17 protein-coding genes are annotated in these 25,021 nt (G+C 56.6%); 10 read left to right on the top strand and 7 right to left on the bottom strand.

Features of this window, described 5'->3' with window-relative positions; genetic code table 11:
- Positions 1-11 precede the first annotated feature (11 nt).
- Positions 12-8,123 carry a DUF11 domain-containing protein gene (locus tag IE089_RS10600; RefSeq protein WP_189477792.1) on the top strand — a complete coding sequence of 2,704 codons (8,112 nt, stop codon included), beginning with the start codon at positions 12-14 and terminating at the stop codon, positions 8,121-8,123.
- 138 nt (positions 8,124-8,261) lie between these two features.
- Here IE089_RS10600 and IE089_RS10595 read toward each other — a convergent pair whose 3' ends face one another.
- Entirely contained in the window at positions 8,262-9,632 is a 1,371-nt protein-coding gene (locus tag IE089_RS10595) for an FAD-dependent oxidoreductase (RefSeq protein WP_189477791.1), read from the bottom strand.
- A 224-nt stretch (positions 9,633-9,856) separates the two neighbouring features.
- On the opposite strand from IE089_RS10595, the gene IE089_RS10590 reads away from it, so the two are divergent.
- From IE089_RS10590 to IE089_RS10580, 3 genes are read left to right on the top strand one after another with little or no spacing between them, the layout of a single operon-like run.
- Positions 9,857-10,480 carry a chorismate--pyruvate lyase family protein gene (locus IE089_RS10590; protein WP_189477790.1) on the top strand — a complete coding sequence of 208 codons (624 nt, stop codon included), beginning with the start codon at positions 9,857-9,859 and terminating at the stop codon, positions 10,478-10,480.
- Between the two features lie 30 nt (positions 10,481-10,510).
- Positions 10,511-11,371 (top strand): 4-hydroxybenzoate octaprenyltransferase, encoded by an 861-nt coding sequence (gene ubiA / locus IE089_RS10585; protein ID WP_189477789.1) that lies wholly within the window; start codon positions 10,511-10,513, stop codon positions 11,369-11,371.
- Between the two features lie 13 nt (positions 11,372-11,384).
- A complete protein-coding gene (locus IE089_RS10580; RefSeq protein ID WP_189477788.1) occupies positions 11,385-12,515 on the top strand; it encodes a GNAT family N-acetyltransferase in 1,131 nt (376 codons plus the stop codon).
- Between the two features lie 12 nt (positions 12,516-12,527).
- Here IE089_RS10580 and IE089_RS10575 read toward each other — a convergent pair whose 3' ends face one another.
- From IE089_RS10575 to yaaA, 3 genes are read right to left on the bottom strand one after another with little or no spacing between them, the layout of a single operon-like run.
- The gene (locus IE089_RS10575) at positions 12,528-13,130 is read right to left on the bottom strand and encodes a DUF938 domain-containing protein (RefSeq protein WP_189477787.1); all 603 of its coding nucleotides are present in this window, start codon (positions 13,128-13,130) and stop codon (positions 12,528-12,530) included.
- Between the two features lie 2 nt (positions 13,131-13,132).
- Positions 13,133-14,596: a flavin-containing monooxygenase gene (locus tag IE089_RS10570; RefSeq protein ID WP_189477786.1), complete on the bottom strand. Its 1,464-nt coding sequence runs from the start codon at positions 14,594-14,596 to the stop codon at positions 13,133-13,135.
- Between the two features lie 32 nt (positions 14,597-14,628).
- Positions 14,629-15,411: a peroxide stress protein YaaA gene (gene yaaA, locus IE089_RS10565; RefSeq protein WP_189477785.1), complete on the bottom strand. Its 783-nt coding sequence runs from the start codon at positions 15,409-15,411 to the stop codon at positions 14,629-14,631.
- A 97-nt stretch (positions 15,412-15,508) separates the two neighbouring features.
- Here yaaA and IE089_RS10560 point away from each other — a divergent pair, with 97 nt between their 5' ends.
- Genes IE089_RS10560 through IE089_RS10550 form a run of 3 tightly spaced genes read left to right on the top strand, consistent with a single transcriptional unit; the run spans position 15,509 to position 17,821 of the window.
- Positions 15,509-16,033 carry a TRAP transporter small permease subunit gene (locus IE089_RS10560; RefSeq protein WP_189477784.1) on the top strand — a complete coding sequence of 175 codons (525 nt, stop codon included), beginning with the start codon at positions 15,509-15,511 and terminating at the stop codon, positions 16,031-16,033.
- Positions 16,030-17,385, top strand: a complete 1,356-nt coding sequence (locus IE089_RS10555) for a TRAP transporter large permease (protein ID WP_189477783.1) — start codon at positions 16,030-16,032, stop codon at positions 17,383-17,385. The genes IE089_RS10560 and IE089_RS10555 overlap by 4 nt, the downstream gene beginning before the upstream one ends.
- Before the next feature lie 37 nt (positions 17,386-17,422).
- A complete protein-coding gene (locus IE089_RS10550; protein WP_189477782.1) occupies positions 17,423-17,821 on the top strand; it encodes an acyl-CoA thioesterase in 399 nt (132 codons plus the stop codon).
- On the opposite strand, the gene IE089_RS10545 is transcribed toward IE089_RS10550, so the two are convergent.
- Together IE089_RS10545 and uvrD are read right to left on the bottom strand one after the other, a co-directional pair.
- On the bottom strand, positions 17,822-18,973 hold the full coding sequence (locus IE089_RS10545) for a TRAP transporter substrate-binding protein (RefSeq protein ID WP_189477781.1): 1,152 nt from the start codon (positions 18,971-18,973) through the stop codon (positions 17,822-17,824).
- Between the two features lie 25 nt (positions 18,974-18,998).
- The gene (gene uvrD / locus IE089_RS10540) at positions 18,999-21,149 is read right to left on the bottom strand and encodes a DNA helicase II (protein WP_189477780.1); all 2,151 of its coding nucleotides are present in this window, start codon (positions 21,147-21,149) and stop codon (positions 18,999-19,001) included.
- Positions 21,150-21,276: 127 nt separating this feature from the next.
- On the opposite strand from uvrD, the gene IE089_RS10535 reads away from it, so the two are divergent.
- From IE089_RS10535 to IE089_RS10525, 3 genes are all read left to right on the top strand, one after another.
- Positions 21,277-22,128 (top strand): SIS domain-containing protein, encoded by an 852-nt coding sequence (locus IE089_RS10535; protein ID WP_189477779.1) that lies wholly within the window; start codon positions 21,277-21,279, stop codon positions 22,126-22,128.
- 81 nt (positions 22,129-22,209) lie between these two features.
- On the top strand, positions 22,210-24,051 hold the full coding sequence (locus IE089_RS10530) for an SPOR domain-containing protein (protein WP_189477778.1): 1,842 nt from the start codon (positions 22,210-22,212) through the stop codon (positions 24,049-24,051).
- 64 nt (positions 24,052-24,115) lie between these two features.
- On the top strand, positions 24,116-24,484 hold the full coding sequence (locus IE089_RS10525; RefSeq protein WP_189477777.1) for a hypothetical protein: 369 nt from the start codon (positions 24,116-24,118) through the stop codon (positions 24,482-24,484).
- Positions 24,485-24,583: 99 nt separating this feature from the next.
- On the opposite strand, the gene IE089_RS10520 is transcribed toward IE089_RS10525, so the two are convergent.
- On the bottom strand, positions 24,584-24,976 hold the full coding sequence (locus IE089_RS10520; protein ID WP_189477776.1) for a GFA family protein: 393 nt from the start codon (positions 24,974-24,976) through the stop codon (positions 24,584-24,586).
- Positions 24,977-25,021: the final 45 nt, after the last annotated feature.

Below are 25,021 nucleotides of genomic sequence, written 5' to 3'. Positions count from 1 at the left end.
AAAGACACCCTATGAATCACCGCAAAGTGGCCGCTTTAATCGCGCTGCTAAGTCCCATTAACTTTGCCTTTGCACAAGGACAACCTGTGCCGTCGGTCTCACTCGACAAATTGGTGGCTGAGCCACTGATTGGCGAGACGTTTTGTCGTGATATCAAATTTGAGAATGCCGGGACGGCAACGGGTTATGGGCCTTATCTTATCGCAGCATCTGATGAGGATATTAGCCGGGTAAGCGTCGATTTCGTAGATCTTCCACCTGATCTGCAACTCATTGGCACGTTCGGGCCCTCTGGTGAATTGATAGATCCCGTTTCGGGGGAGATTATCAACGGCAAGGAGGGCGGATCAGCCTATATTGCTAGGTACCCCGTGGGTTCGGTAGATAGTGCAAGCCCGGAGCTCATCATTACTCTGTGCCTCGCCGTCAACGTCGGGGCAGAGATAGGCGTAGAATTAGATATTGATTTCCTCCCAGGATTCGAGTTCGGCGCCACACCAACAGGCAATCCAACCCCGCTCGGCTCTCCAGTCACTGAGAAAATAATCCCACAACTTGCGCGGATTAATAAACGTAACTCCGCACCCGAAAATGAGCGCCCGCCCGGCCCAAGCCACGCGTACAACTACAGGCTAGATGTCAACATTTCTGAGGGGGAAACCATCGACAACCTGCTTGTCTCAGACGATTTACCCCCTGAGGTCCAGTGGACGGGCGACCCTATAGAAATCATTGCTCCTCTGGGAGTGAACTGTCGCGCAGACACCACCCCGAGCCCAGTGCCACCGTCCACCAGCCAGCTGTTAGAGGTCAGGTGTGACTCGGTGACTGGAACCGATCGCGATGATGATCTGATCATTAGATACAGAGTCTACATCACCGATATTCTGGACGAGACAATCGGGTCTGATAGTCGCCTGATAAGAAACACCGCCGACTTGACGTACGACTATCAGGGCAATCCACTCACCTCCAGCGACATCAGTAATGTCAGGGCCGTCCACGCCGCAACACAAAAGAACGTTGTAGGCTGTGAAAATCTGGACCAGTGTGTCGCTGTCCCCGGCGATGTCCTCACTTATCGTGTTGATTTCCAGCTTACCGACTACAACAGCGGCGCTCCCGGAGCGTCCGTTTTCGTGATCACCGATACGCTGCCTGATGGAACCCAATACACAGGGACATCACAGCTCGTTATCAATGGCACTGATTTTATGTTGATGCCGGCGACATCGCCCGGCCCCAACCCGGGAGAAACGGTGCTGCAGTGGGACATAAGCGGCGCGATAGGCACGCTACCCAACGCGATCACCGGTCAGCTCCGTTACGACGTCGAAATACTGAGAGAGTTCGCTGACAACACGCCCGTGGTCGCGGGCGATAATCTGCTCAACTCCGCCGGGCTAGACTTCTCACTCAGCGATGGCGGTAATGGATTTAATGGCTCCGATAACAACGTGGACATTGAAGACAATGATGTCGCCAAATCAATTCTCACCCCGCCACCGCCACAGCAGTTATTCCCGGGTGAAATTGTCACTTTCCTCCTTGAGCTCGCCATACCAGCAGGGGGCGCCCAAGATGTAACTCTGAAGGACTTCTTGCCAAAGCCCGTGCTTAACGTGGTGGATTTCAACACGGCTTCCGGCTTTACCGTGCGCCCGCCGTTTAACGGCGTGACCCCAGTGGTCAGTACGTCTACTGCTGAAAACTCAATCACTTTTGAGTTTGGCGATATTAACGCCGGGGCGTCCGCCACATTAGCGGTCGAGATCGATATCCCCGTCACCGGCGAACCGTTTGCAGATGGCCTTTTTCTCACAAACCTCCTCAGCGCGAGTTATACAAATTCTGCTGGCGATCGATTCAACGATCTAGGCGCTGCTGGATTCAGGGTGGGTGCCCCTGCATTGCAAATTACCAAAGGTGTCATAGCGACAGATAACAGCAACGCAACAATCAACCCTCCCCCACCAGCAGACCTTTCCCAAGGCCTCGCGGACAGTGACGCGAGCGACGTGGATGCAAAAGACGATATTACCTATGCGATTACCATTGAGAATGTGGGCAGTCAGCCCGCATACGAGGTTGTTGTTCTAGACCCACTGCCAGCAGGGCTAAGTAGCTGTTCCTTGGACCTTGCTAATGATGTGGTTGACGGCTTAGGCAACCGAGTTGACGCCAGTGGTGACCTCCAGAATGGACTAACACTCAACAATCCAATACCGGGCAATGACGATAACCCTGTTGGCGGCGGAGCGCCTTACAGCAACGATACAGTCATCATTACTCCCACTTGTAAGATCGCTGATGACGTTATTCCTGGCGCATCCATCACGAACACCGCCTCCGTCGACTGGGTGTCCACTCCTGGCGGTCAGGAAGATTTCCCGATCGCCATCGATGATGCCACAGTAACAATCGCTTTACCGACCATCACGAAAGTCGTCAGACTACCAGTCCAACCTGACTATAGTTATCCAGATAGACGTGCCGCCATTGGTCAGCTCGTAACGTACGAGTTGACGATTACGGTGCCAGAAGGTCAAACGCCTTCAGCGAGGATTGAGGACCTGTTAGACAGGGGTTTGGCGCACGCTGACGACACGTTAGTCATAGAGACGATCAGCTCGGGTCTCAGCTCCACCACTAATGGCTTTAGCAACCCGCGGGCAAGGTTAGGGTTCTTCGCCCAAGGATCAGGGCCATCTGCTCCGGACAGAGGGCTGCGACTCGGGCGCGACGAAACCACTGCCAATGCACTTGGCACTATTATTAACCCTAACAATTCTAATGATACGCCGGAGATTATCCGGCTGATTTATGAAGCACGCGTAATCAATACGCAGACCAACAATAACGGGAAGGCCCTGAGAAATCGGGCCAGATTCTCTTGGGACAGCGGCAACGGCAAGCGAACGTTCGTGCAAGCTCGAGCCAACCGAATTGTCGTAGTAGAGCCAGACATTCGACTTCAAAAGCAGTTCACAGACCCGTCGCCACCACTGGGTGATGCGGATTCCAAGCCAGAGGTGCTGATTAATGTGCGCCACTCTCGGAGCTCTACTGCAGATGCATTTGGACTAACGGTGACGGACACCTTGCCGGCCTTCTTGGATTTCATAACTCCAGCACCAGCGGGTATCAGTGTAGTTAGCCCTGATCCTGGCAACATAAACTGCCCTGCCTCCACCGTCACTGTGGACCCAAGCACGCACACTGTGTCCGTCAGTTGGGACACTTTTAGGCGTGGAGATCAATGCGACATAATCTTCGAAACCCAAGTTGACCCTCTGGTGCTCGCCGGCAGCAATATTATTAACTGCAGCACCGCGGTTTGGGAAAGCCTGGACGCTCTGTTAAGCCCCCTTCCAAGTCCAAGAGACAACGATCTAGCCGTTGAAAGAACGGGTGACCCGAACGACATAGGCGGCCTTGCGAATACCTATCGAACCGAGTCCTGTGACACCTTTAACATCATAGGCCTTGGTATTGTAAAGGGCGTTCTTAGCACCGATCAGCCGCAAACGGATAATGTGCCCGGCACGCCGCGCGGGGCAGAGTCCATTACGATTGGCGAGGAAATTACGTTCGGCATAGCCGTAGTCATTCCAGATGTGACCACCACTTTGATTGTTGAGGATCTGTTGCCAACGAGTGACGTAGTGCTCGAGCTGCTGTCCTTCGACGTGATCTCTGTCGGCACAGATTTACAATTTACTGATCCGAATAGTCCGAACCCTTTTGATCCAAACAATCCAGGTATGGCCATGCTGGATACGAACAGGGATTCGATCTTAGACAAGCTTGTCTTAGATTTCGGCTTTGTCACAAATATCGGGGACAGTCAGATCACTGTGCCAGGCGACACAATACTTCTGTCAGTCACAAGCCGGGTAGCAGACGTGGCCGCGAACAGGAACAACGACGTGGGTGTAAACATCGCGACTTCTGAGTTTTTGAAAGATGAAGACAAAGTGGCTATCGATCGCCAGCCGGTGGAAATAGTCGAGCCTGTTCTGGACCTCACAAAGTCAGGTGATCTCTCAACAGTAGACGCCGGGGACGTGATTACGTACACGCTGCGCATAGCCCATGACAATGCTTCACGCGTTGCTGCAGAAAATCTCGTGCTGGACGACCAGCTGCCGAGTAAGCTGAGTTTGGTCAATGGTTCACTTAGCGTCAGTAACCTCTGTAACGCAACTCCGGTGACTGCCGAAACGGCCAACGGTATCACTGCGACATGGTCAGAGTTCCCGTTGGGTTCAGTTTGTGAACTGTCTTTTGACGCAGAGGTCGATCTGACGGCGATAAACGGCGAGGTGATTGAGAACCTTGCAACTGCAGAGTGGACCAGCCTTCGGGGGGCTGACGGCGCACAAGATTACAGCAGGCAATACCGGCTTGAAGACGCCTGGGACGTCCTAATTAGTCCCGGCGGCCTTGAAAAGACACTAACAGATTCTTCTTTCTCTCTCACAGACATAGCGACTACCGGCGTTGAGAACGACTTAACCGTTGGTGAGTCAGCTGTGTTTACGGTGACAGCTACATTCCCCGATGGCACAACCATTGATTCCGTGATTCAGGACAATCTTCCCACCAACGGCGTGAAACTCAGAATCGTCGACTCCAAGATACTCACTATTGGCGGGGATTTGACAATAACTGGTCCGACAATTGCGCCTATGGCACCCGGTCAGCCATGCGTTCCACTTTCCACAGAGTGCGTCGAGTGGCGGCTCAACACGGTGATCAATCGAAAAGATCAGCGCGCAGAGCCAGACGCGGAGGACCAGGTCGTCTTCGAGATTACCGCGATTGTATTGGATGACGCAGCAAATGGCGGTTCTAGCATCGACAGGAACAAGCAGAACACTGCGACGGCATCCAGTTCGAATACCGTTTTAACTGCGATTGAGCCCTTCAATATTGTTGAACCTGATCTCGTGGTCAGGAAGCAAACCAGCAATGGCACGCCGATCGCTTTTACATCTGCGTCGCAAGAAGAAACGTTCACGCTTGTTATCGAGCACACGCCACAGTCTACGAGTGCAGCTATCGATATTGAAATAGTCGATCACTTACCAAGTGAGACAAGGCTTAAAGCCGGGTCAGTCTCTAGCACCTGCCCCGGCTTTAGCAATAACACATTCAGCGGCGTCGGCGGTCCAGTTTTCGGGGATCCACTTGACTTTGCCATCGCGGCGCTGCCGCTCTCGACTCAGTCCTGTGTAATAGAATACACCGTTGAGGTAAGCCCAGCCGCTGCAATACAGCAGTTCTATCAGAACGACGTCGATCTGGTTTGGTATTCACACCCCGATACGTCGCCCGAAAGGCGCGAGTACGACGCGTCTGCATTCGCAAGGTTGTACGATTTAGACGAGGATACCGTCGCAAAGACCGTCACGGCAACATCGGTCAATGATACTGTGCAGGGTTCCCTTGACCCGAATGACCCGTTGCCCGCAGTGACCATAGGAGAAGAGATTGAGTACAGCGTGGCGGTGGGTTTCGCCAGAGGCTCATCCAAGAACGTAATCGCCATTGATACTTTTGACGTCGCGACCAGTGGACAAACCGGTGATTTAGCGTTTCTCGCAGGCAGCCTAACGTCAATTGGTGGAAACATCAGTGCGCAAAACAATCCCGCTGACCCGAACATCCCTGGCCCTGGCCAGCTGAGTATCGATTATGGCGACGTGGAAAACATCGAGAATAATCCCAACGCGCCAATCACCGACGACGATGTGATTCGGTATAAACTGTTGCTTCGAGTAACCAACGATGTAGCGAACGACATCGGGAATGCGATTAGCAACATCCTGACCAATGAAGTCATTCTTTCATTCACAGGCCTTAACTCAATACTGGAACGCACAGACCTCGCTCAGGTGCGCTTGGTGGAGCCGGATCTTCAGCTGCAGAAAAGCTTCGGCCCAGTAGTGGATGGTGTTGCGACTCTCAGCCTTACATTATTAAACAACGGCACTAGCGCGGCTTTCGATACAGTTATCAGTGATCAGTTTTTAACGAGCTTATGGGTACCTGGTAGCCTCGTACCGATCACAGTCCCCCCCGGTTACCAGATTACAGAGACGTCAGATCCGAACGAGATCACCGTCAGCGTTACTATCGCAAACCCACTGACCCCGCCGTCACCGGACCAGACCCTGAGCCCTGGCGAGAGCATAACAGCCGAATTCAGCCTTCAACTGAAAAATACTGTGCAACCCCCGCCAACCAGTATCGATAACGTTGCTATTGCGGAGGGCACGTCGCTGCCCGGAAGTGGCACCGCAGCGCTGGCTGGTGACCCGAACAGCATCGAACGCCTGTACCGCACGGACGCCAATGCAACGTTATTATTGCCTCGCCTGAGCTTGGAAAAAGTCGGTGTTGGTCCGCAAGTGCCTGCAGCCCCCGGCGATATCGTGACGTACACGCTGACGCCCAGAAATATTGGACAGTCTGCTGCTACGAACGTGCTGATTACAGACGATCCAAATGAACCCGGTGAGTTTCAGGTGGGCAGTGTTCAAATCTCGCCAGGCACGAATCCCGATGCGGGTACCATCATCGTAGGCAACAATCCCGGTGATCAGTTTATACAGGTCAGCTTTACAGAGCTGGAGCCACAAACCGCGTCAACGACACCCATAACGATCACTTATGATGTGAGAGTGCCCTCGCCGTATCCTGACTTCTCAGTGCCGGAATTGCTGGCAAACCGAGCCCTGATTGACACAGGCGAGCTTCCACCGAAGGGATCGGATGATCCCCGAACAAGCGACCCTAATGACCCTACGATCGTTCCCGTCGAAGCAGATCCGGTCATGGTGATCGATAAAACTGACGGCGTGCTCTTTACAACGCCTGGCAGCACCCTGATCTACGATATCCAGTTCGGCAACGCTGGTAATCAGGATGCCACCGGAGTGACGATAACCGAAGAAGTTCCCCAGAATACTACTTTTGACAGTTTCAACAGCAGCGCTGGCTGGAGCTGCGCGAACGGGGATCTCGCCGGCACGCTTTGCACGCTGAACGTCGGTGACTTGAAGGGTGCCACCAGTGCCAGCGTTCGCTTCGCTGTTACCGTCGCTTCATTCGTGCTGGCAGGCGTAACGCAGATCGAGAATACAGTTCGGATTTCTGACGATGGACGAGAGTTTTCCGGCACACCGCCAGTTCCTTCCGTGGATAGTGACACGGAAAGTACCCCGCTCCTCGCATCGGATGAGCTGGCGATCCTGAAAGATGACGGCGGCATTTCGGTCGTGCCGGGGCAGACCTACTTCTATCGCATTGATTACAGCAATCCCGGCAATCAGGTCGCGACGAACGTGGTCTTGACAGAAACGGTACCGGATTATGTGGAGTTCGATGTCAATGAAAGCAGAGGCTTCAACTGGAGCTGTGCAGATGGCGACCCCGCAGGTACTCCCTGCACACTGAACGTCGGTGATTTACCCCCGGGAAGCCCCCGATTCGCGAAATTTGGGCTAAGAGTGATTTCGCCCGCTCCAGCGGGTGCTGAGCTGATCGAAAACACTGTGGGCATTGACGATGACGGAACGGCCGACCCGAAAACGGCTAAAGACAATACCCCATTAACTGCTGTGCCTGACCTTGTTATTACGAAATCGTCGGACGCAGGCGTCGTGCGTGTTGATAAGGTGATCACCTACACGCTGAACTATGAAAATCGAGGCAACCAAAACGCAACCGGAGCCCTAGTCCGCGAAACCGTGCCCGAGGGCTCAGTGTTCCTTACCTCCGAAAGCCTACCCACCGTTTGGTCATGCCCGGACGGCGCACCCGCTGGCACTGTTTGCGAATTCACGGTGGGCGACTTCGGTTCAGGTGACAGAGGAACACTCACGTTTGCAGTGCGTGTGATTGAAAAGAACTCTAATCTGAAACTGACCAATGTCACGGAAGCGCGTGACGACGGCACCAACGGCCCGGATCCCACGCCAGATAACAACATCTTTACCTTAATCGATAGCTTTATCGTTCCCACAATACCTGCAGTGCCACAACTTTTATTGTGGGCGTTAGCGGCTCTGTTGGGTGGATGGGGCGCACATCGTATGCGACAGCGGGAACGATAAACGTCCCAAGGCAAAAACGCTTATTTTGGCGTCATGGATCGAAGACAGTATCCGGTCCCTGCTACATGGGCCTTCTAGTGAAGGGAGCGGCCGCCAAGCGGCCGCTTCAAAGCCCGTGACTCGAGGGTGGAATCCTGCTTAAGCCATGATCGGCGGTAGTTCTTTTTGCAACGCGATCTTGGCCTTGGTGGCGTCGCCCGTTAACGCAAACCCGAGCAGGCTACCATCGGCGCCGCGGAATTCAGCGCGAACATCGCTGCCATCAACCTCAATCTGCCAGTCGCCCTGCGCATCAGCCGCAGGCGGTGCGACAACCACAGGACACGTTGGCGTTTTAATGGTGACCGGCATTGCCGGGTAGCTCACCTCAGTCGCCTCGCCGGCGAGGGTTTTAGCCAAGGCACGGGCCTGTGCCATCAAGGGCGCGACATACACAAGCACATGACCGTCCACCTCGGCGCAATCGCCCATGGCATAAACGTTCTTGGCGCTGGTTTCCAACAGACGGTTTGTCGCAATGCCACGATTGACCGTCAGGCCGGTCGCCTGAGCCAGATCTACGCGAGGGCGAACACCCACAGCAGACACCACCAGATCAGCGTGGATGCTTTGGCCATTGTTGAGGCTTACCGTGACACCCCCGTCACGCTGATTCACTGCGGTCACCAACGGTCCAAAGTGGAATACTGCTCCCTGCTCCTCCAGCGCGGCCTGCACCGCTTTACCGGCGGGCTCGGGCAACAGTGTGGGAAGGCAGTAACCCAGCGGGTCTACCACTTCTACGTCAAAGCCACCATTAAGCAGGTCATTGGTGAATTCACAGCCAATCAGTCCACCGCCTATGATGCAGACCTTCTTCACCTTGTGCTTACTCATTGCGGTGCGGTAGTCGTCGTAATCCAGCAGATCATTAACGGAATAGACCATGTCGAGCCCATCGCCTTCGATGGGGGGGCGGATGACGTCGGCGCCCACTGCCAGCACCAGCTTGCTGTAATGCACCGCCGTTTGCGCATCGCCCACCTTGATCAGCTGGTTATCGGTATCAATCGCGTGGACCCGGGTCATAGTCCAAACACTGGCTTTGAGCTGCTTGCCCATACTGCCGGCGTCCATTTGCGCCAGGTCATTGGCGCTCGCGTCCTTGGTATAACCGGTAGACAACATCGGTTTGGAATAGGACCGGCCATCATCAGAGGTAATCAGAATCAGCGGGGTATCGGCATCATGCTTGCGGAACTCCCGCGCCAGTCCATACCCGGCCAAACCCGTACCCAGTATCACCACGGGGGCGTGCACCGTATCGGCCACCGGTTCCTCGTGGTGGGGCGTGTCATCAACCGGCGACTCTTCAATCAGCTCAAAGTCCTCCTTGCCGACGCCACAGTCGGGGCAAAGCCAGTCATCAGGCACGTCTTCCCACTTGGTGCCCGGCGCAATGCCATCGTCTGGCCAGCCTTCCTTCTCGTCGTAAATCAGGCCACAGACGATACATTCCCACTTACTCATCGATAATCTCTCTCACAAACGCTTTAGGTAGTCATTGTACGCAAGCCAGGGGCAGGCGTTGGTCGAACTACCTGAACAAATCCGGACGATCACTATAGGGTTGTGGGTGAATTGTGCAAGGCTGCGCCACAACCGCCAGGCTCATATATTGCACCGCGCGCAGGCTTGCATCACCGGGGCCAGTGCCGCATTCTCGCCCCTGACCAAGAGCACCCGAATTCACTGTGATTCCCAGCCAACAGACTGTTTCGCCAGAACCGAACTGGCGCCCGGAAGCCCGCTACACCAACGCCATTTTGCCCCCCAGGCAACGGCGCTGGCTGCTGGACGATGGCTCGCTCACAGCGCGCCTGATCAGCACGGGTGCAGGCATTTTTACTGTAACCCGCCTGTTTCAAGGCTGGCGACCACCGATGCCCAGCGAACAGCGGCGACTCCGTCTAGCGTCCCGCCAACTGGCGCTGGTGAGAGAGGTGGTGCTCTCTCTGGACTCAAACCCCGTGGTGTTTGCACGCAGCGTGTTTCCCGTTGCCAGTCTTGAAGGCGAGCTACGGCACCTGCGAAAACTGCAGAACCGCTCTCTGGGCGCCATTCTGTTCAGCCATCCGGCGATGCATCGCACTCCTTTCGAGCTCGCCCGCTTGCCCGGTGATAGCCGCTATATTCCCTCTGCACTTCATCAGTCTGAACCGGCCTGGGGCCGCAGAAGCTGCTTCGAGCTGGGCGGAAAATCACTGATGGTCAGCGAGGTGTTTCTGGAGGGCTTTAAGCCCTGGGCAGATATTCTGCCCGTGCATCGCAGCCAGCGGGGGCGTGTGGTCACTGCAATTAACCGACAAGCAGAGTAAGCTTGCCCTGCTGATACTGCCGGGCCCTCCATGCTAACCGCCGACAAAACACGCGCCCTGTTGGCGCTGATCCGATTCGACAAGCCCATAGGTACGCTGCTGCTGCTTTGGCCCACGCTGTGGGCGTTGTGGATTGCGGCTGAGGGTGTGCCGCCCCTGCATACCTTGCTGGTGTTTGTGGCGGGCACGTTCCTGATGCGCTCAGCAGGCTGTGTCATCAACGACCTGGCCGATCGCAATCTGGACGGCGGTGTTGCGCGCACCAGTAACAGGCCGCTGGTTACCGGCGCCGTTAGCGTCAAAGAAGCCGTGGCGTTCTTCCTGTTACTGCTTCTGGCGGCCTTTGCTCTGGTGCTAACCACCAACACTTTCACGGTCATGCTGTCCGTCGTCGGCGCCCTACTGGCTTCCATCTACCCGCTGATGAAGCGCGTCACGCACCTGCCACAATTGGTGTTGGGGCTTGCCTTCTCATGGGGGATCCCAATGGCGTTCGCGGCGGTCACCAATGACCTCCCGCCCGCCCTCTGGTTACTGGTGATCGCTAACTTCCTGTGGACGGTGGTCTACGATACCAAGTACGCCATGGTTGATCGGGATGACGATATCCAGATCGGCATCAAGTCCACGGCCATCCTGTTTGGTCGATACGATCTGGTGATCATTGCCGCTCTGCAGGTCATCTGCCTGGCGGCCTGGTGGCTGGCAGGCCGTGAATTCGGCCTGGGCCAGGTGTATCAACTCAGTTTGGTTGTGGCGGCAGGCCTGTTCGGTTATCACCTTTACCTGATACGCGGGCGCGACCGAGAAGCCTGTTTTCGCGCATTCCGGCACAACAACTGGGTTGGCCTGGTGATTTTTGCAGGCATCGCGCTGTCCTACCTCGGCTAAGGAAAAGCACTCAATGGAGCTGGAACTACTGACCAGCCTGTCGCAGATTAACGCCGCGGAATGGGACGCCCTGGCACCGCCGGGGCATCCGCTCCTCAGCCATCACTTTCTGCACGGGCTGGAAACCAGCGGCTGTACGACGGAGGACGCTGGCTGGCAGCCCTGCCACCTGAGACTCTGGGATGGGGATAAAACTCTCGCCCTGGCACCGTCTTACCTGAAGTCACACTCCTATGGAGAATATGTCTTTGATTGGGCGTGGGCTGACGCATGGCATCGCAGCGGCCTCAATTACTACCCCAAGCTCGTGACCGGAATTCCATTTACACCGGCCACCGGCCCACGGCTGTTGCTGGCGCAGGATGCGGACGCCGACGCCGTTTATGCGGCATTGATCGCGGGTGTCAGTCAGTGGGCACAGCAACAGTCCGTTTCTTCCTGGCACCTGCTGTTCCCGGAACAGAGCGTGTGCGACAGCCTGGCGGAGAAAGGCATGCACCGGCGGGTAGCTACCCAGTTCCATTGGCATAACCGGGGCTACCGTGACTTCGATGATTTTCTGGACACCTTCAGCAGCCGCAAGCGCAAAAGTCTTCGAAGAGAGCGTCGGCGCGTGCAGGAGCAGGGCCTGAAACTGCACACCCTGGTGGGCAACGACATTAATGCGGGGCACTGGGGGCAATTCTACCGCTTCTACCAAATGACCTATGCCAAACGCAGCGGTCATGGGGGTTATCTGAGCAGGGAGTTCTTCACACAGGTAGCTGCCAGCATGGGTGACCGCGCTGTGATGGTGCTTGCCGAACACGAGAGCGGTCCCGTGGCGGCCGCTCTCTATTTTCGTTCAAACGACACCCTGTTTGGGCGCTATTGGGGTTGCATCAAAGAATTCGATTGCCTGCACTTCGAGGCCTGCTATTACCGTGGCATTGAATATTGCATTGCCGAGGGCATAAACACCTTTGATCCCGGGGCGCAGGGCGAGCATAAGATTCAGCGGGGCTTCGAACCGCGCCTCACCTTTTCCAACCACTGGATTGCAGAACCCGGTCTCGACGCTGCGGTCGCTGACTTTACCGCTCGAGAGGCCGAACAGGTCGAGGCGTACCGCAAGGAAGCTGCCACCCTGCTCCCCTTCAAATAGGGCCAAGCGCCCTCAGCCTGACTGTTGCGCCCAACACAACAGGCGATTGTTGGCGGGCATCGCCGTATCAGAAACCAGTTGTAGATTTGCAGCAGTTGCGAGTGCATCCACCGACTCGAAGTCGCGGATGGCGCTGTGTTCGCCACGATCAGCCAACCACTGATCAAAGCGCGCATTGCTCTCGGAGGTATGAGCACCCCCATAGTTGAAAGGGCCATACACGATACACACCGCTCCAGGGGAGAGCGCGTCACCCAAATGCATAAACAGCGCCTCAACTGCGGCCCAGGGCATAATGTGCAGTGTATTGGCGGTGAACACCGAGCCGCCAAGGGGCAGGGGCCAGGGCCGCTCGGTCACATCCAATGCCTTCGGTTCGGCGAGATTAGCGGCCGCAGAAGCATCGCAGCGCGGCTGGAGTAGTGGCAGGTTTTCTGCGAGCTCCGTCGGTTGCCACTGAAGCCAGGGCATCCGCTCGGCAAAGAAGCAGGCATGCTGGCCTGTGCCCGAGCCCACCTCCAACACATGGTGCTGATCGCGTAACCGTGGTTTTAGTGCCTCAAGAATAGGCTGGCGGTTGTTCTCGCAGGCTTGCGAGAACGGTAAGCACGCCACGGCTAAACCTGCATATCAAAATCGGTGAAGTCCGGCGCACGCATATGCCACCAGTAATAGAGTGTGGAGCGCGGCCAATTGTTGACGACCTTACCCGCAGCATTTTTGTACCAGCTATCGCACTGGGCCACCCAGACAGTTTCATCCAGCTCACGCTGCATTCGCTGATTGTAACGACGCATGGCATCAGGGTTCACTGTCAGTGTCTTAAGGTCGTGCTTGAGCAGCTTATCGATGCAGCGCACCACATAGTTCACCTGACGCTCGACCATGAAAATGATCGAGTTACTGCCCAGGTTGGTGTTGGGGCCGTAGAGCATAAACAGGTTGGGAAAGCCTTCAGTACAGACGCCGCGATAGGCTTCTGCACCCTCTCGCCAAGCCTGGGCGAGGATCTGGCCATCGACGCCAATAAAATTGACGGCCGAAAGCATATCCGACGTTTTGAAGCCGGTGCCATAGATCAGTACATCCGCAGGCCTATCGACACCATCCTCGGTTTCTACGCCGGCTGCAGTCATCCCTGTGATCGGCGACGTTACCAACTCTACACCCGGCCTGTTGAAGGCCTGGAAGTAGTCATCCGATACCAACACCCGCTTACATCCCACGGGATAGTCTGGAGTGAATTTCCGGCGCAGCTCCGGATCGCTGATGTGTTCCTCAAGATGCTGGCGCGACTCGCGCTCCAGCAGCGGCCGGGTAAGACCCAGCTTACGAAGGGCGGGGTACAACACCATCTCGCCGCGCAGATACGCTAGCAGCCGGGGAAGCTTTTGCAGCCAGGGGAAGCGCGCAAAACGGCGCTTCTCCGCGGGGGTATAAGGTCTGTCGTTGCGCTTCACCACATAGTTGGCGCTGCGCTGGTAGACGTACAGCGACTGCGCGTCTCGCGCCAGAAAAGGAATGAACTGCAGAGCGCTGGCGGCATTGCCAATCACTGCAACACGCTTACCCGCGAGAGAAACAGAGTGATCCCAGCGGGCTGAGTGAAAAGTCTCGCCGTCGAAGGTTTCAGCACCGGGAAATTCCGGTGTATTAGGAAGGTTGAGCTGCCCCAGGCCGCTGACCACAGTGCGTGCCTCGATGGTTTCACCGTCTGGCAGGGACAGCCTCCAGCGACCACTGTCTGCATCAAACGACGCCTCCGTGACCGCAGTATTTAGCCTGAGGTGCTTGCGCAGGCCGTACTTGTCTACGCAGTGCTTAAAGTAGGCCTTAATCTCATCGTGGGGGCTGTATTTGCGCGACCAGTTGGGGTTGGGCTCGAAGGAGTAGCTATACAGCACTGACGGCACGTCACAGCAGGCACCGGGGTAAGTATTGTCATGCCAGGTACCACCCACATCGGGCGATTTTTCCAGAATGACAAAGTCGTCTATTCCGCGCTCCAGGAGTTTGATTCCCATGCAGAGTCCCGACATTCCGGCTCCGACAATGGCAACGGCGTGTTCAGTATTCGTCATTATTCTCACCCGTTAAGCGCTGTGTCCGCGCCTTATTTGGCCGGCGGGTTATCGCGAGTAAACACCCACTCCCGCGCCGTCGATTCGTCCTTGTTATAGCGGTAACCATCTTTGCGAAAGCGCTTGATACCGGCAGGGTCGTTGAGGCCCTTCTCAATAATATAGCGCGCCATCTGCCCGCGCGCCTTCTTCGCGAAAAAGCTGATCACCTTGTACTTGCCGCCGCGCAGGTCTTTGAAGACCGGCGTGATAATGTCCGCGTCTAGCGCTTTTGGCTTGATGGATTTGTAGTACTCGTTTGAGGCCAGATTCACCAGCACTTTGGTCTCTGACTTGGCAAGATCGCGATTCACGGCGTCGGTGAGCTGTTCGCCCCAGAACTGATACAGGTTGTCGCCGCCGTTATTGGCAAATTTGAGTCCCATTTCCAGTCGATAGGGCTGCATAAGGTCCAGCGGACGCAATAGCCCATAAAGGCCGGACAGGATACGCAGGTGCTTCTGCGCAAAGCGCAGTTCATCGGCTGACAGGGTTTCTGCTTCCAAGCCGGTATACACATCACCCTTGAAAGCCAGCACCGCCTGCTTAGCATTGTCCAAGCTGAAGGGTGCAGACCAGTTCATAAAGCGATGATGATTAAGATCAGCGATCGCGTCACTGACCCCCATCAGCGAAGCGATGTCCTGCGGCGCCATCTTGCGGGCATCATCCACCAGCGAAGCAGCCTGCTCGATAAACTCTGGCTGGGTAGCGCGCCGTGTCGTCGGTGCCGTTTCAAAGTCCAAGGTCTTTGCCGGGGAAATCAGTGTCAGCATGGATAGCTCCGTTCAGGGATATCGCGGGCAAAACGGCAAGTTCCGCCCAGCCCGCTATGATACTCTTCGCGTCAATAATCAAAAAGTTCAAAGACGCATGCTCCAGCTGCGCGCACTGATAGGCGTAATCGACTCTTTCACCGATACCACCGGGCGATACCTCGCCTGGTTGGCGCTGGGTATGGCCTTGCTGACCGCACTGGTGGTTTTGCTACGGTACGGCTTCAACATTGGTTCCATCGCCGCGCAGGAAGCGGTGACCTACATGCACGGTAGCCTGTTTATGTTGGGGGCCGCCTACGCGTTGAAACACGGTGACCACGTGCGGGTCGATATCTTCTACCGCCGTTTTTCCCCTGTGACACAGGCATGGGTCAACAGCATTGGAACATTGGTTTTTTTGCTTCCCGTTTGCGTATTTATCCTGGGAATGAGTTGGGACTATGTGGCTGAATCCTGGGCCATACGGGAAACCTCACCAGAACCCGGCGGCATCCCCGCCGTATTCCTGCTGAAGACATTACTCTTGTTGCTGCCTCTGCTACTCATTCTCCAGGGCATTACCGAGTTGCTGCGCAACACCCTGTTCCTGATGGACCCGGAGAGCGAGCGGCAGAAATGATCGCGATCTGGCTATTCCTCACGGTCTGCACCCTGTTAATGCTGGGCTACCCGGTTGCTTTCACCCTGGCAGGCACGGCACTGGCCTTCGCAGCGGTCGGCATTTTGATGGGCGGATTCGACCCCAGTTATCTCACTGCGCTACCGGGCCGGCTGTTTGGCACGGTCAGCAATGCCACGCTGATCGCCGTTCCCCTGTTCATCCTCATGGGTGTCATTCTGGAAAAATCCAAGGTCGCGGAAGAGTTGCTGATCAATATGGCGCGGGTATTCGGCGGGTTGCGCGGTGGCCTGGGCATATCCGTCATACTGGTAGGCATGCTGCTGGCCGCCAGCACCGGCATTGTGGGAGCTACCGTGGTGACCATGGGCTTGCTGTCGCTGCCTGCCATGCTTCGCAGCGGTTATCACCCTGCTGTCGCTACGGGCACGATCACAGCAACCGGCACACTGGGACAGATCATTCCACCGTCCATCGCCCTTGTGCTACTCGGCGATATTCTCTCCAGCGCCTATCAGCGCGCCCAACTTAGTATGAACATCTTCAACCCCAAGACCGTGAGTGTGGGCGACCTATTTGTAGGGGCGCTGATTCCCGGCCTGGTGCTGGTGGCGCTCTATGTCTTCTACATTCTCGCACTGGCAGTGGTCAGACCGCATTGGGTACCTGCATCTCGAGCAGAGCCGGTAAACACGGCCAGCTTGCTCAAAGGTTTACTGCCACCATTGGCACTCATCAGCGTCGTCCTGGGATCGATACTCGGTGGGGCCGCAACGCCAACCGAAGCCGCTGCAGTGGGTGCCGTGGGCGCGCTGGTTCTGGCCTTCGGCAAACGGGAAATGGATTGGCAGCGCTTGCAGGAAGTGGTGCTTAGCACCCTTCGCACGACCTGCATGGTGTTCATGATATTGATCGGGGCTTCGGTCTTCTCGCTGGTCTTCCGCGGCTTTGGCGGGGAAGAGCTGATTCACGCCTTCTTTGCCGACATGCCTGGCGGCGTGATGGGCGCCACACTGGTGGTGATGGCCGTGATATTCCTGCTCGGCTTTATCCTGGACTTTATCGAGATTACCTTCGTCGTTGTACCCATTGTGGCCCCCATACTGCTGGCCATGGGCTTGGATCCAATCTGGTTGGGTATCATGATTGCGATCAACCTGCAGACGTCGTTCCTAACGCCACCCTTCGGTTTCGCGCTGTTCTATCTGCGCGGAGTTGCGCCAGCGTCCGTGCCAACTGCAGCTATCTACCGCGGTGTGATACCGTTTATCATTATTCAGCTTCTGGTGCTGGTGGCGCTATGGATTTGGCCTTCACTAGCAACCTGGCTTCCAGAAACACTTTCCCAATAGCGTGCACCCAACAGGGTAAACACTGGAGATTTCCGGCATGAGTGATATTGATTCAACCCCCGTTCCCGTTGGGGAACTGGCACTGCAAACCGTAGCCATGCCGAAAGACACCAACGCCAATGGCGATATCTTTGGCGGTTGGCTGTTGTCGCAAATGGATATTGCTGGGCTAATCGCCGCGACTGAGGTAGCCGGTGGCCGTGTGGCTACCGTAGCCATCGAGGGCATGGCCTTTCTGACCCCCGTGCATGTGGGTGCAGTGGTCTCGTGCTACTGCGATATTCTCGAAATCGGTCGCAGCTCCATTCGCATCATTGTTGAGGTGTGGATCAACTCCAAGCATGACGGCGAGCCTATCAAGGTCACCGAAGGGGAGTTTGTATTTGTGGCTATCGATGAGAACGGGCGCACGCGCACCATTCAACAGGGTGCCTGATCACTCCCCGCTAACTTCGTCCCGCACATTGATATACGCTTTTTCCGAGATGTGGTGGTAATCACGTACGGAATCGTAAAACGGCTTGAACGACGCATACACCTTAGCGGCCATTTCGTCGTCTTCCACCAGCTCGGCCATAGCTTCTTCACTGGCACTGTAAAGCGCAGCTAACACGTCATCGGGAAAGCGGCGCAGCTGCACGCCATGCTGCTCCACCAGCTCCTTCAATGCGGTGTTATTGCGCGCGGTAAATTCATCGAGCATGTCCTGATTTGCAGCCCGTGACGCGTACTTCACGATGGCCTGCAGATCAGGCGGTAGCGCAGCCAAAGAATCCTTATTGACGATCAGCTCCAGCATTGCCCCCGGCTCATGCCAACCCGGGTAATAGTAGTACTTGGCAACCTGATGCAGACCCAGTGCAAGATCGTTATAGGGACCTACCCACTCAACCGCGTCGATCACGCCGGTTTGGAGCGCGGTGTAGATCTCGCCGCCGGGAATGCGAACCGAGGTACCGCCGATACGGGTGAACACTTCGCCGGCAAGGCCGGGGATGCGCATGTTTAGGCCGCGAATGTCCTCCAGTGAATTAATCTCATCGCGGAACCAACCTCCCATCTGAACACCAGTACTACCACCGACAAAAGGGACGATATTTGCTGGCGCATAGGCTTCGCGCCACACCTCGAGGCCACCGCCATAGTGAAACCAACCGTTCATTTCCTGCGCCGTCATTCCGAAGGGGACAGCGGTGAAGAACACCGACGAGGGAATTTTGCCCTTCCAGTAATACGCGGCGCCGTGGCCAGCATCGGCCACACCCTGAGACACCGCATCAAACACTTCAAATGCGGGGACGATCTCACCGGCACCATACACGCGCGCACGCAGGCGACCGTTACTCATGGCTTCTATGTAACGCGCAAAGTTTTCTGCGTAGCTCCCGAGGCCAGGCAGGCCCTTCGGCCAAGTCGTCACGATACGCCACTCATACTGGGCCGCTTCACCGGCCGCCGCGGCAGAAACGATTGCTGAATCAGAGCTGCGTGCCCTATCCAGTGACCAAAGGCCCAGAACGGTCACCAACGCAGCCACCAGCGCCAGTATGATGACAGGAGCGAATCGTCCTGCTGAAGAGGAACTCATTTTTCTCTACCGCCCATTGTCGTTGTTATAACAGCTGCAGATTGGCGTACTGGACAACTAGCCACTTGCTTCCTTCATCGTCAAAATTGACTTCGACCCGAGCATTGTTGCCCCGACCCTCGAAGTTTAACACCACCCCCTCGCCAAAAATCTGGTGGTAGACACGCTGTCCCAGCGTAAGCCCCGTATCCGGTACCTCTGCTTGACCCAGGCTACTTACCGGCCGGCTGACCGTGGACTGCAATCTCACTTCGTGCATCAAGTCGGCAGGGATTTCGCGGATGAAACGTGAGGGCGCATTGTAGGATTCACTGCCGTGAATGCGGCGCGTTTCAGCGTAGGTGATAAATAGCCGCTCCATAGCGCGGGTAATTCCGACGTAGCAAAGCCGGCGCTCTTCCTCCAAACGCCCTGGCTCTTCCAAGGACATGCGGTGGGGGAAAAGGTTCTCCTCCATGCCAGCGAGAAACACCAGCGGAAATTCCAAACCCTTGGCTGAGTGGAGGGTCATCAATTGCACACTGTCTTCGTGCGCATCTGCCTGGTTATCACCGGCATCCAATGCAGCGTTATCCAGAAATTGCTGCAACGGCGACAAATCATCACCCTCAGGCGCGAACTGTTTCGCCGCAGACACCAGCTCCTCGAGGTTTTCCACGCGCGCCTGCCCGCGTTCACCTTTTTCTTTTTGGTGAAAGTCGATGAGCCCGGACTGCTGAATAACGTGTTCGACCAGCTCCTCCAGCGTGAGCTCATCCGTCCCGGAGTCCAACTCATCAATCAGCACGGTGAAGCCCTCAAGCGCGGACAGGGCACGGCTCGTCAACAGTTTCTCATCCCGGGCAATTGCCATTGCTTGCCACATGGGCAACTCGCGCTCGCGGGCGATCTCGCGCAAGGTATCTACCGTTTTGCTGCCTATGCCCCGAGTAGGCGTATTGATCACACGTTCCACGGCGGCATCATCACCGCGGTTGGCCAGCAGTCGCATGTAGGCCAGCGCGTTGCGGATTTCCAACCGCTCGTAGAACCGCTGGCCTCCGTAGATTCGGTAAGGCATGCCTGCGCGTATCAAGGCCTCTTCCAGCACCCGTGATTGGGCGTTTGAGCGGTAGAGGATTGCGCTGGAATCCCGCCGATTGCCGTCGTTCAGCCACTCTTGAATCTGATCGACAATGAACCGGGCTTCGTCCTGCTCATTAAAGCCCGCGTACAAGGTTATCGGCTCACCGGCTTCCCCCGCGGTCCACAGCTCCTTCCCCAGTCGGCCAAAGTTATGGGCAATAACGCCATTGGCCGCGTTGAGAATGGTCTGGGTCGAGCGATAGTTCTGCTCCAGACGTACCGTTTTAGTGCCGCTGAAGTCTTCGCCAAAGCGTTGGATGTTTTCAATTTTCGCGCCGCGCCAACCGTAAATGGACTGGTCGTCGTCACCGACCGCCACCACCGGTATCTTCGCGCCGGCCAACACCCGCAGCCACGCATACTGAATCGTATTGGTGTCCTGAAACTCATCCACCAGAATCTGGCGGAAACGTCCCTGATAGTGCGCTAGCAAATCCGGGTTGCGCAGCCAGAGCTCATGCGCGCGCAGCAACAGCTCGGCAAAGTCCACCATGCCCCCGCGCTCACACGCTTGCTCGTAGGCGCGATACACCGAGAGCATGGTCTGCGCATACAGATCGCCGTGAGGCACCTCGACGTGTGCCGCGCGCAAACCCTCGTCTTTCTGACCGTTGATAAACCATACCGCCTGCTTCGCCGGCCACCGTCCCTCGTCCAGATCAAGCTCCCGACAAACACGCTTCACCAGGCGAAGCTGGTCATCGCTATCGAGGATCTGGAAATTCTGCGGCAGACGCGCTTCTTTCCAATGCGCCTTGAGCAGACGGTGAGCCAGACCGTGAAATGTGCCAACCCACAGACCGTGAGTCGCAATGTGCAGCATGTCCTCGATACGCCCACGCATCTCGCGGGCGGCCTTGTTGGTGAAGGTTACGGCCAGTATCGAGTGTGGCGAGAAACCCTCAGCCCGAATCAGCCAGGCAATGCGATGCACCAAGACACGGGTCTTACCACTGCCAGCACCGGCCAGTACCAGCAGGTTGTCGCTATCGGCCGCAACGGCATCGCGCTGGGCATCGTTCAGGGGGGAGAGAATATCGGTTACATCCATGGCGGCATTCTAACCAACATACTCCTAGCGCACGATGGCAAACGGCGCCCTTTTCGCCGTTGAGACGACCAGAAGCCGCGGCCGGTGCACGTTATACTGCAGCAACCGCCGACCGAGAACGACAGTTATGTCCCAGCCCATTTTGCAGCACATAGCAGATAGCCTGGACACGCTGCGCCGCTCGGAGCGCAAGGTGGCGGAGTGGGTGCTAGCACAGCCGCAGAGCGTCATTCACATGCGCATAGTGGACCTCGCAGCGGCCGTCGGTGTCAGTGAGCCAACGGTCGTACGTTTTTGTCGCGCCATCGGCTGCGAGGGCTTCCAAAACTTCAAGCTTGCCGTTGCACAAAGCGGCGTTAGAGACCCGGCCACAAACGATTTTCGTTTGTCTGAGCTCGATACGGCCCGCGACTACACATACAAAGTCTTCGACACCACCATGAGCACCCTGCAGCGCGTGCGGGACACGCTGGACCCGGATGCCATTGAGATTGCTGTGGATGCGTTGGGCTATGCCCGCCGAGTTGAGTTTTATGGCTTTGGCGCCTCCAGCCCGGTGGCTATTGACGCACAACACAAGTTTTTCAGGCTTCAGATTGCCAGCTCGGCCTACTCTGACCCGCATATTCAAGCCATGGCTGCCATGTCGTTATCGCCCGAGGATGTAGTCGTTGCGATCTCTCAATCCGGTCGTACCACCGCGCTGTTAGAAGCCATGGACCACGTACACGAGTCTGGCGCCGTCATCATTGGTCTCGCACCGGGGGATACACCGGTACTTAATAACAGCACCATTGCCATACCCATCGACGTCGCCAGCCCCGAGGATGAAAGCTATACCCCGCTGCCCTCTCGCATCGCGCACCTCGCTGTTATCGATATCCTGGCTGTAGGCGTATCGAAGATGAAGGGCTCGGACGTGGACAGGCATCTGATCAAACTCAATCGCGGACTGCAGACCTTGCGAGTAAAGGATTAGCAGGCAGCAGGACACAGATTTTGAAGACGCCCTCTGCTAGTATCGGCAGGCAGGATCACGGTAAAGCGGTAGCAGCGAGCCATGGCTGACGATAAGTACAACGACAACAGCGACGGTGATGCCGAGCAGCAGCTTGGTTTTGACAGCGACAACTTCGAATCGCTGGAGGCATTAAAGCGCCGCCGCGACGAGTTGCTGGCAAGCTTCGACGATGAAACCACCGAAATCGACGACATTGAACCCTCCGATTTCGGCGAGGACTTCGCCGACGGCAGCAGCTTTTACGGCGATGCCAGAGACAGTAACGGCGACCTCTGGGAGGACAATCCCGAGCAGGACGCAGATCAGCGCGTCAGCGGTCTGAATGCCGCTGAAGAGCTCAAGGCGATGTGGGACGATGAGCCCGCACCGGATGACTCCCCCCTGCAACCACCGCCACCCGAGACTCCACCCAAAGACATTCAAGCCCTTGTCGAAGACCTCGAGGCCGCGCTGGACTTCACGTCACGAAGCGCCACTCCCGCCGACAGTGAAGAATCCGCAGTTCCGGAGGCTATGAAGCCAGAGCAGAACCAAGGCGAGCTAGAAGAAACCTCTGTCGAGACGCCGTCAGCGCCTATCGTTGATGGACTCGCGGCGTCCCTGAACGAAGCGACAACAGCGGAACCTGTGTCGGGTACCGAGCACGATGCTGAGCCCGAAAAAGACGCCAACACCCCGCCGTGGGAAGTGGATGAAACAGAACCAGCGCTGGATGTAACGACAACTGATGCGGTGGAGTACGCGCTGGGTGATGTCAGCGCCGAATCACAGGCGGACTTGGCTCCAGAGCCAGAGCCAGAGCCAGAGCCAGAGCCAGAGCCAGAGCCAGAGCCAGAGCCAGAGCCAGAGCCAGAGCCAGAGCCAGATTATGAAATCACCCTGGAGGATGCATCACCAGAAGAAGTCGCTGCGCTGCGCGATGCCGAGGCAGACATCGACGACTGGCCGCTGGCATCCGAAGACGATGAGCCCGAGTTGCCACTCACAGACGCCGAGCCCGACCCAAGCGTGGGCATGGATGAGTTTGCGGATGATTCGGCCGTTATCGCCTCAGCCACTGATCCCAAACCACAGGAACTGTGGGATAACCTCACCGCAGAAGCAGAAACAGACGATGAGGATGATTGGGAAGATAGCGAAACCGACTCGGCTGTCTTCACAGATGAGGACCCAGACGCCGGCATCGACGATGAAGATGACTGGGATGATAACGATGACGACTGGGGCGACGAAGACAGGCAGGGCACTCCGCTTCCCTGGGGTCTTATCGCCGCAGGACTGGTCGCGCTGCTGCTAGTGGGGATTGGTGGCTACGGGGTTATGCAGGAGCGCGGCGACACCCGTTCCGAGCTGGAATCCCTACGCGCCCAGCTGGCAACCTCTGCCACCCCCGAAGAAGTCACACAGGCGCGTGAGTCTGTGCGGGCCATGGAAATCGAAAACGATCGGCTACAGCGCGACATCCAGCAACTGCAGCTGGATAATACACGACTCGGTGACATGGTCAGCGGTTTACAAAGCCAGCTTCAGAGCCAGCGCGCCGCCGCTGAACAGCTCAAGGAAGCCGCTGCCAGTGCTCCCGCTGCACAGCCAACGCGACAAGCAGCTGCACCAACAACGCCCACGCGCCCAGCCGCTGCTGTCGCTGGCACCTGGTTTGTGAACTTCGGCTCTTACGGCAATCGTGCCGTCGCCGAAGACTGGGCCGGTAAACTGCGCAAGGACTACGACAAGGTCATCGTGGCGCCCGCCACCAGCAACGGGCGCTCGCTGTATCGCGTGCGCGTCATTGGCCTGCCTAGCAAGGCAGAGGCCGAAGCTGTGGCTAGACGTATAGAACAGGCTTATGACCTGGATAAACGCTGGGTGGGGAGTGAGTAGCCCGCTTGGCGACACACTCACCACCTGATACTGTCTGATAACCGATAAATAACAGGGACTCATCATGAAAAAATCTGCCGCTATTGTCGTCGGCCTGATGCTCGCCGCAGGTGCTCAGGCACAGGAATGTACCGCCCCGGAAGCGCCCACACTCCCTGCTGGTGAGTCATCCAGCATGGAGCAAATGCTGGAAGGTCAGAAAGCGGTGAAAACCTATCAAGCCGCCAACCTAGAATACATGGCGTGTTTGGAAACGGTGTTCACCGACGCTGAGAAAGCAGCCAAAGAGGGGCCTGATGACGGCAAGACCGCCGCCCAGAAAACCTACAAAGAAGCCATGGACGCCTACAACGAGGCGGTGGCCAAAGAAGAGGCCGTAGCCGGCGACTTCAACGCTCAGATTCGGGCCTACAAAGCCGCTAACCCCGGCTAATTACGCCCTCCTTGTCGCGGGCCGTTTCGGCGGCCCGATGCGACTGCCACAATACAGCTTGGCGTCACTGATCACGTCGTCCTGTTGCACGTCGTCCCTCTACTCGCGGCTCTTGTGCGCCAATGCCGCTGCGTTTGCCTCCCAGTTCTGACCGTCAAAATCAACGATAGTGACTTCCTCCGGCAAGCGCTCAAGACAGTTCAGATTGACATCCATGCCATCCGGGTTCGACCGGGGTTTGTAGAACGGCTTAACACCGCAGACCTTGCAAAAGTAGTGCTCCGCGACGCCCGTGTTAAAAGTGTAGGTTGTGAGGCTGTCGCTACCGGATAACAGATGAAAGCGAGACGCCGGCACAATGAGGTGGAGGAAGCCGGCTTTGCGGCAGATAGAACAATTGCAGCGCTCAACCTCAACAGCATCAAGGGCTTCCACAGAAAAGCGAACGCGACCGCAGTGACAGCCTCCTTCGAAGGTTTTTAGACTATCCATAACCTGCCTCTCTATTCCCTATCGCTATTTTCTACAGGCTAGTTC

Origin of the sequence: Parahalioglobus pacificus, assembly GCF_014652275.1 — a bacterium.
Classification (GTDB): domain Bacteria; phylum Pseudomonadota; class Gammaproteobacteria; order Pseudomonadales; family Halieaceae; genus Parahalioglobus; species Parahalioglobus pacificus.
Note: the sequence above shows the minus strand (reverse complement) of the source record. Positions and strands in the feature narration are given on the sequence as shown.

What these genes read in the sequence shown, in the direction of transcription:
- ubiA (WP_189477789.1), top strand. Translation starts at nt 10,511, where the DNA reads ATGCTAACCGCCGACAAAACACGCGCCCTGTTGGCGCTGATCCGATTC.
- IE089_RS10550 (WP_189477782.1), top strand. Translation starts at nt 17,423, where the DNA reads ATGAGTGATATTGATTCAACCCCCGTTCCCGTTGGGGAACTGGCACTG.
- IE089_RS10560 (WP_189477784.1), top strand. Translation starts at nt 15,509, where the DNA reads ATGCTCCAGCTGCGCGCACTGATAGGCGTAATCGACTCTTTCACCGAT.
- IE089_RS10555 (WP_189477783.1), top strand. Translation starts at nt 16,030, where the DNA reads ATGATCGCGATCTGGCTATTCCTCACGGTCTGCACCCTGTTAATGCTG.
- IE089_RS10595 (WP_189477791.1), bottom strand. Translation starts at nt 9,632, where the DNA reads ATGAGTAAGTGGGAATGTATCGTCTGTGGCCTGATTTACGACGAGAAG.
- IE089_RS10520 (WP_189477776.1), bottom strand. Translation starts at nt 24,976, where the DNA reads ATGGATAGTCTAAAAACCTTCGAAGGAGGCTGTCACTGCGGTCGCGTT.
- IE089_RS10525 (WP_189477777.1), top strand. Translation starts at nt 24,116, where the DNA reads ATGAAAAAATCTGCCGCTATTGTCGTCGGCCTGATGCTCGCCGCAGGT.
- IE089_RS10600 (WP_189477792.1), top strand. Translation starts at nt 12, where the DNA reads ATGAATCACCGCAAAGTGGCCGCTTTAATCGCGCTGCTAAGTCCCATT.
- yaaA (WP_189477785.1), bottom strand. Translation starts at nt 15,411, where the DNA reads ATGCTGACACTGATTTCCCCGGCAAAGACCTTGGACTTTGAAACGGCA.
- IE089_RS10580 (WP_189477788.1), top strand. Translation starts at nt 11,385, where the DNA reads ATGGAGCTGGAACTACTGACCAGCCTGTCGCAGATTAACGCCGCGGAA.
- IE089_RS10535 (WP_189477779.1), top strand. Translation starts at nt 21,277, where the DNA reads ATGTCCCAGCCCATTTTGCAGCACATAGCAGATAGCCTGGACACGCTG.
- IE089_RS10570 (WP_189477786.1), bottom strand. Translation starts at nt 14,596, where the DNA reads ATGACGAATACTGAACACGCCGTTGCCATTGTCGGAGCCGGAATGTCG.
- uvrD (WP_189477780.1), bottom strand. Translation starts at nt 21,149, where the DNA reads ATGGATGTAACCGATATTCTCTCCCCCCTGAACGATGCCCAGCGCGAT.
- IE089_RS10545 (WP_189477781.1), bottom strand. Translation starts at nt 18,973, where the DNA reads ATGAGTTCCTCTTCAGCAGGACGATTCGCTCCTGTCATCATACTGGCG.
- IE089_RS10530 (WP_189477778.1), top strand. Translation starts at nt 22,210, where the DNA reads ATGGCTGACGATAAGTACAACGACAACAGCGACGGTGATGCCGAGCAG.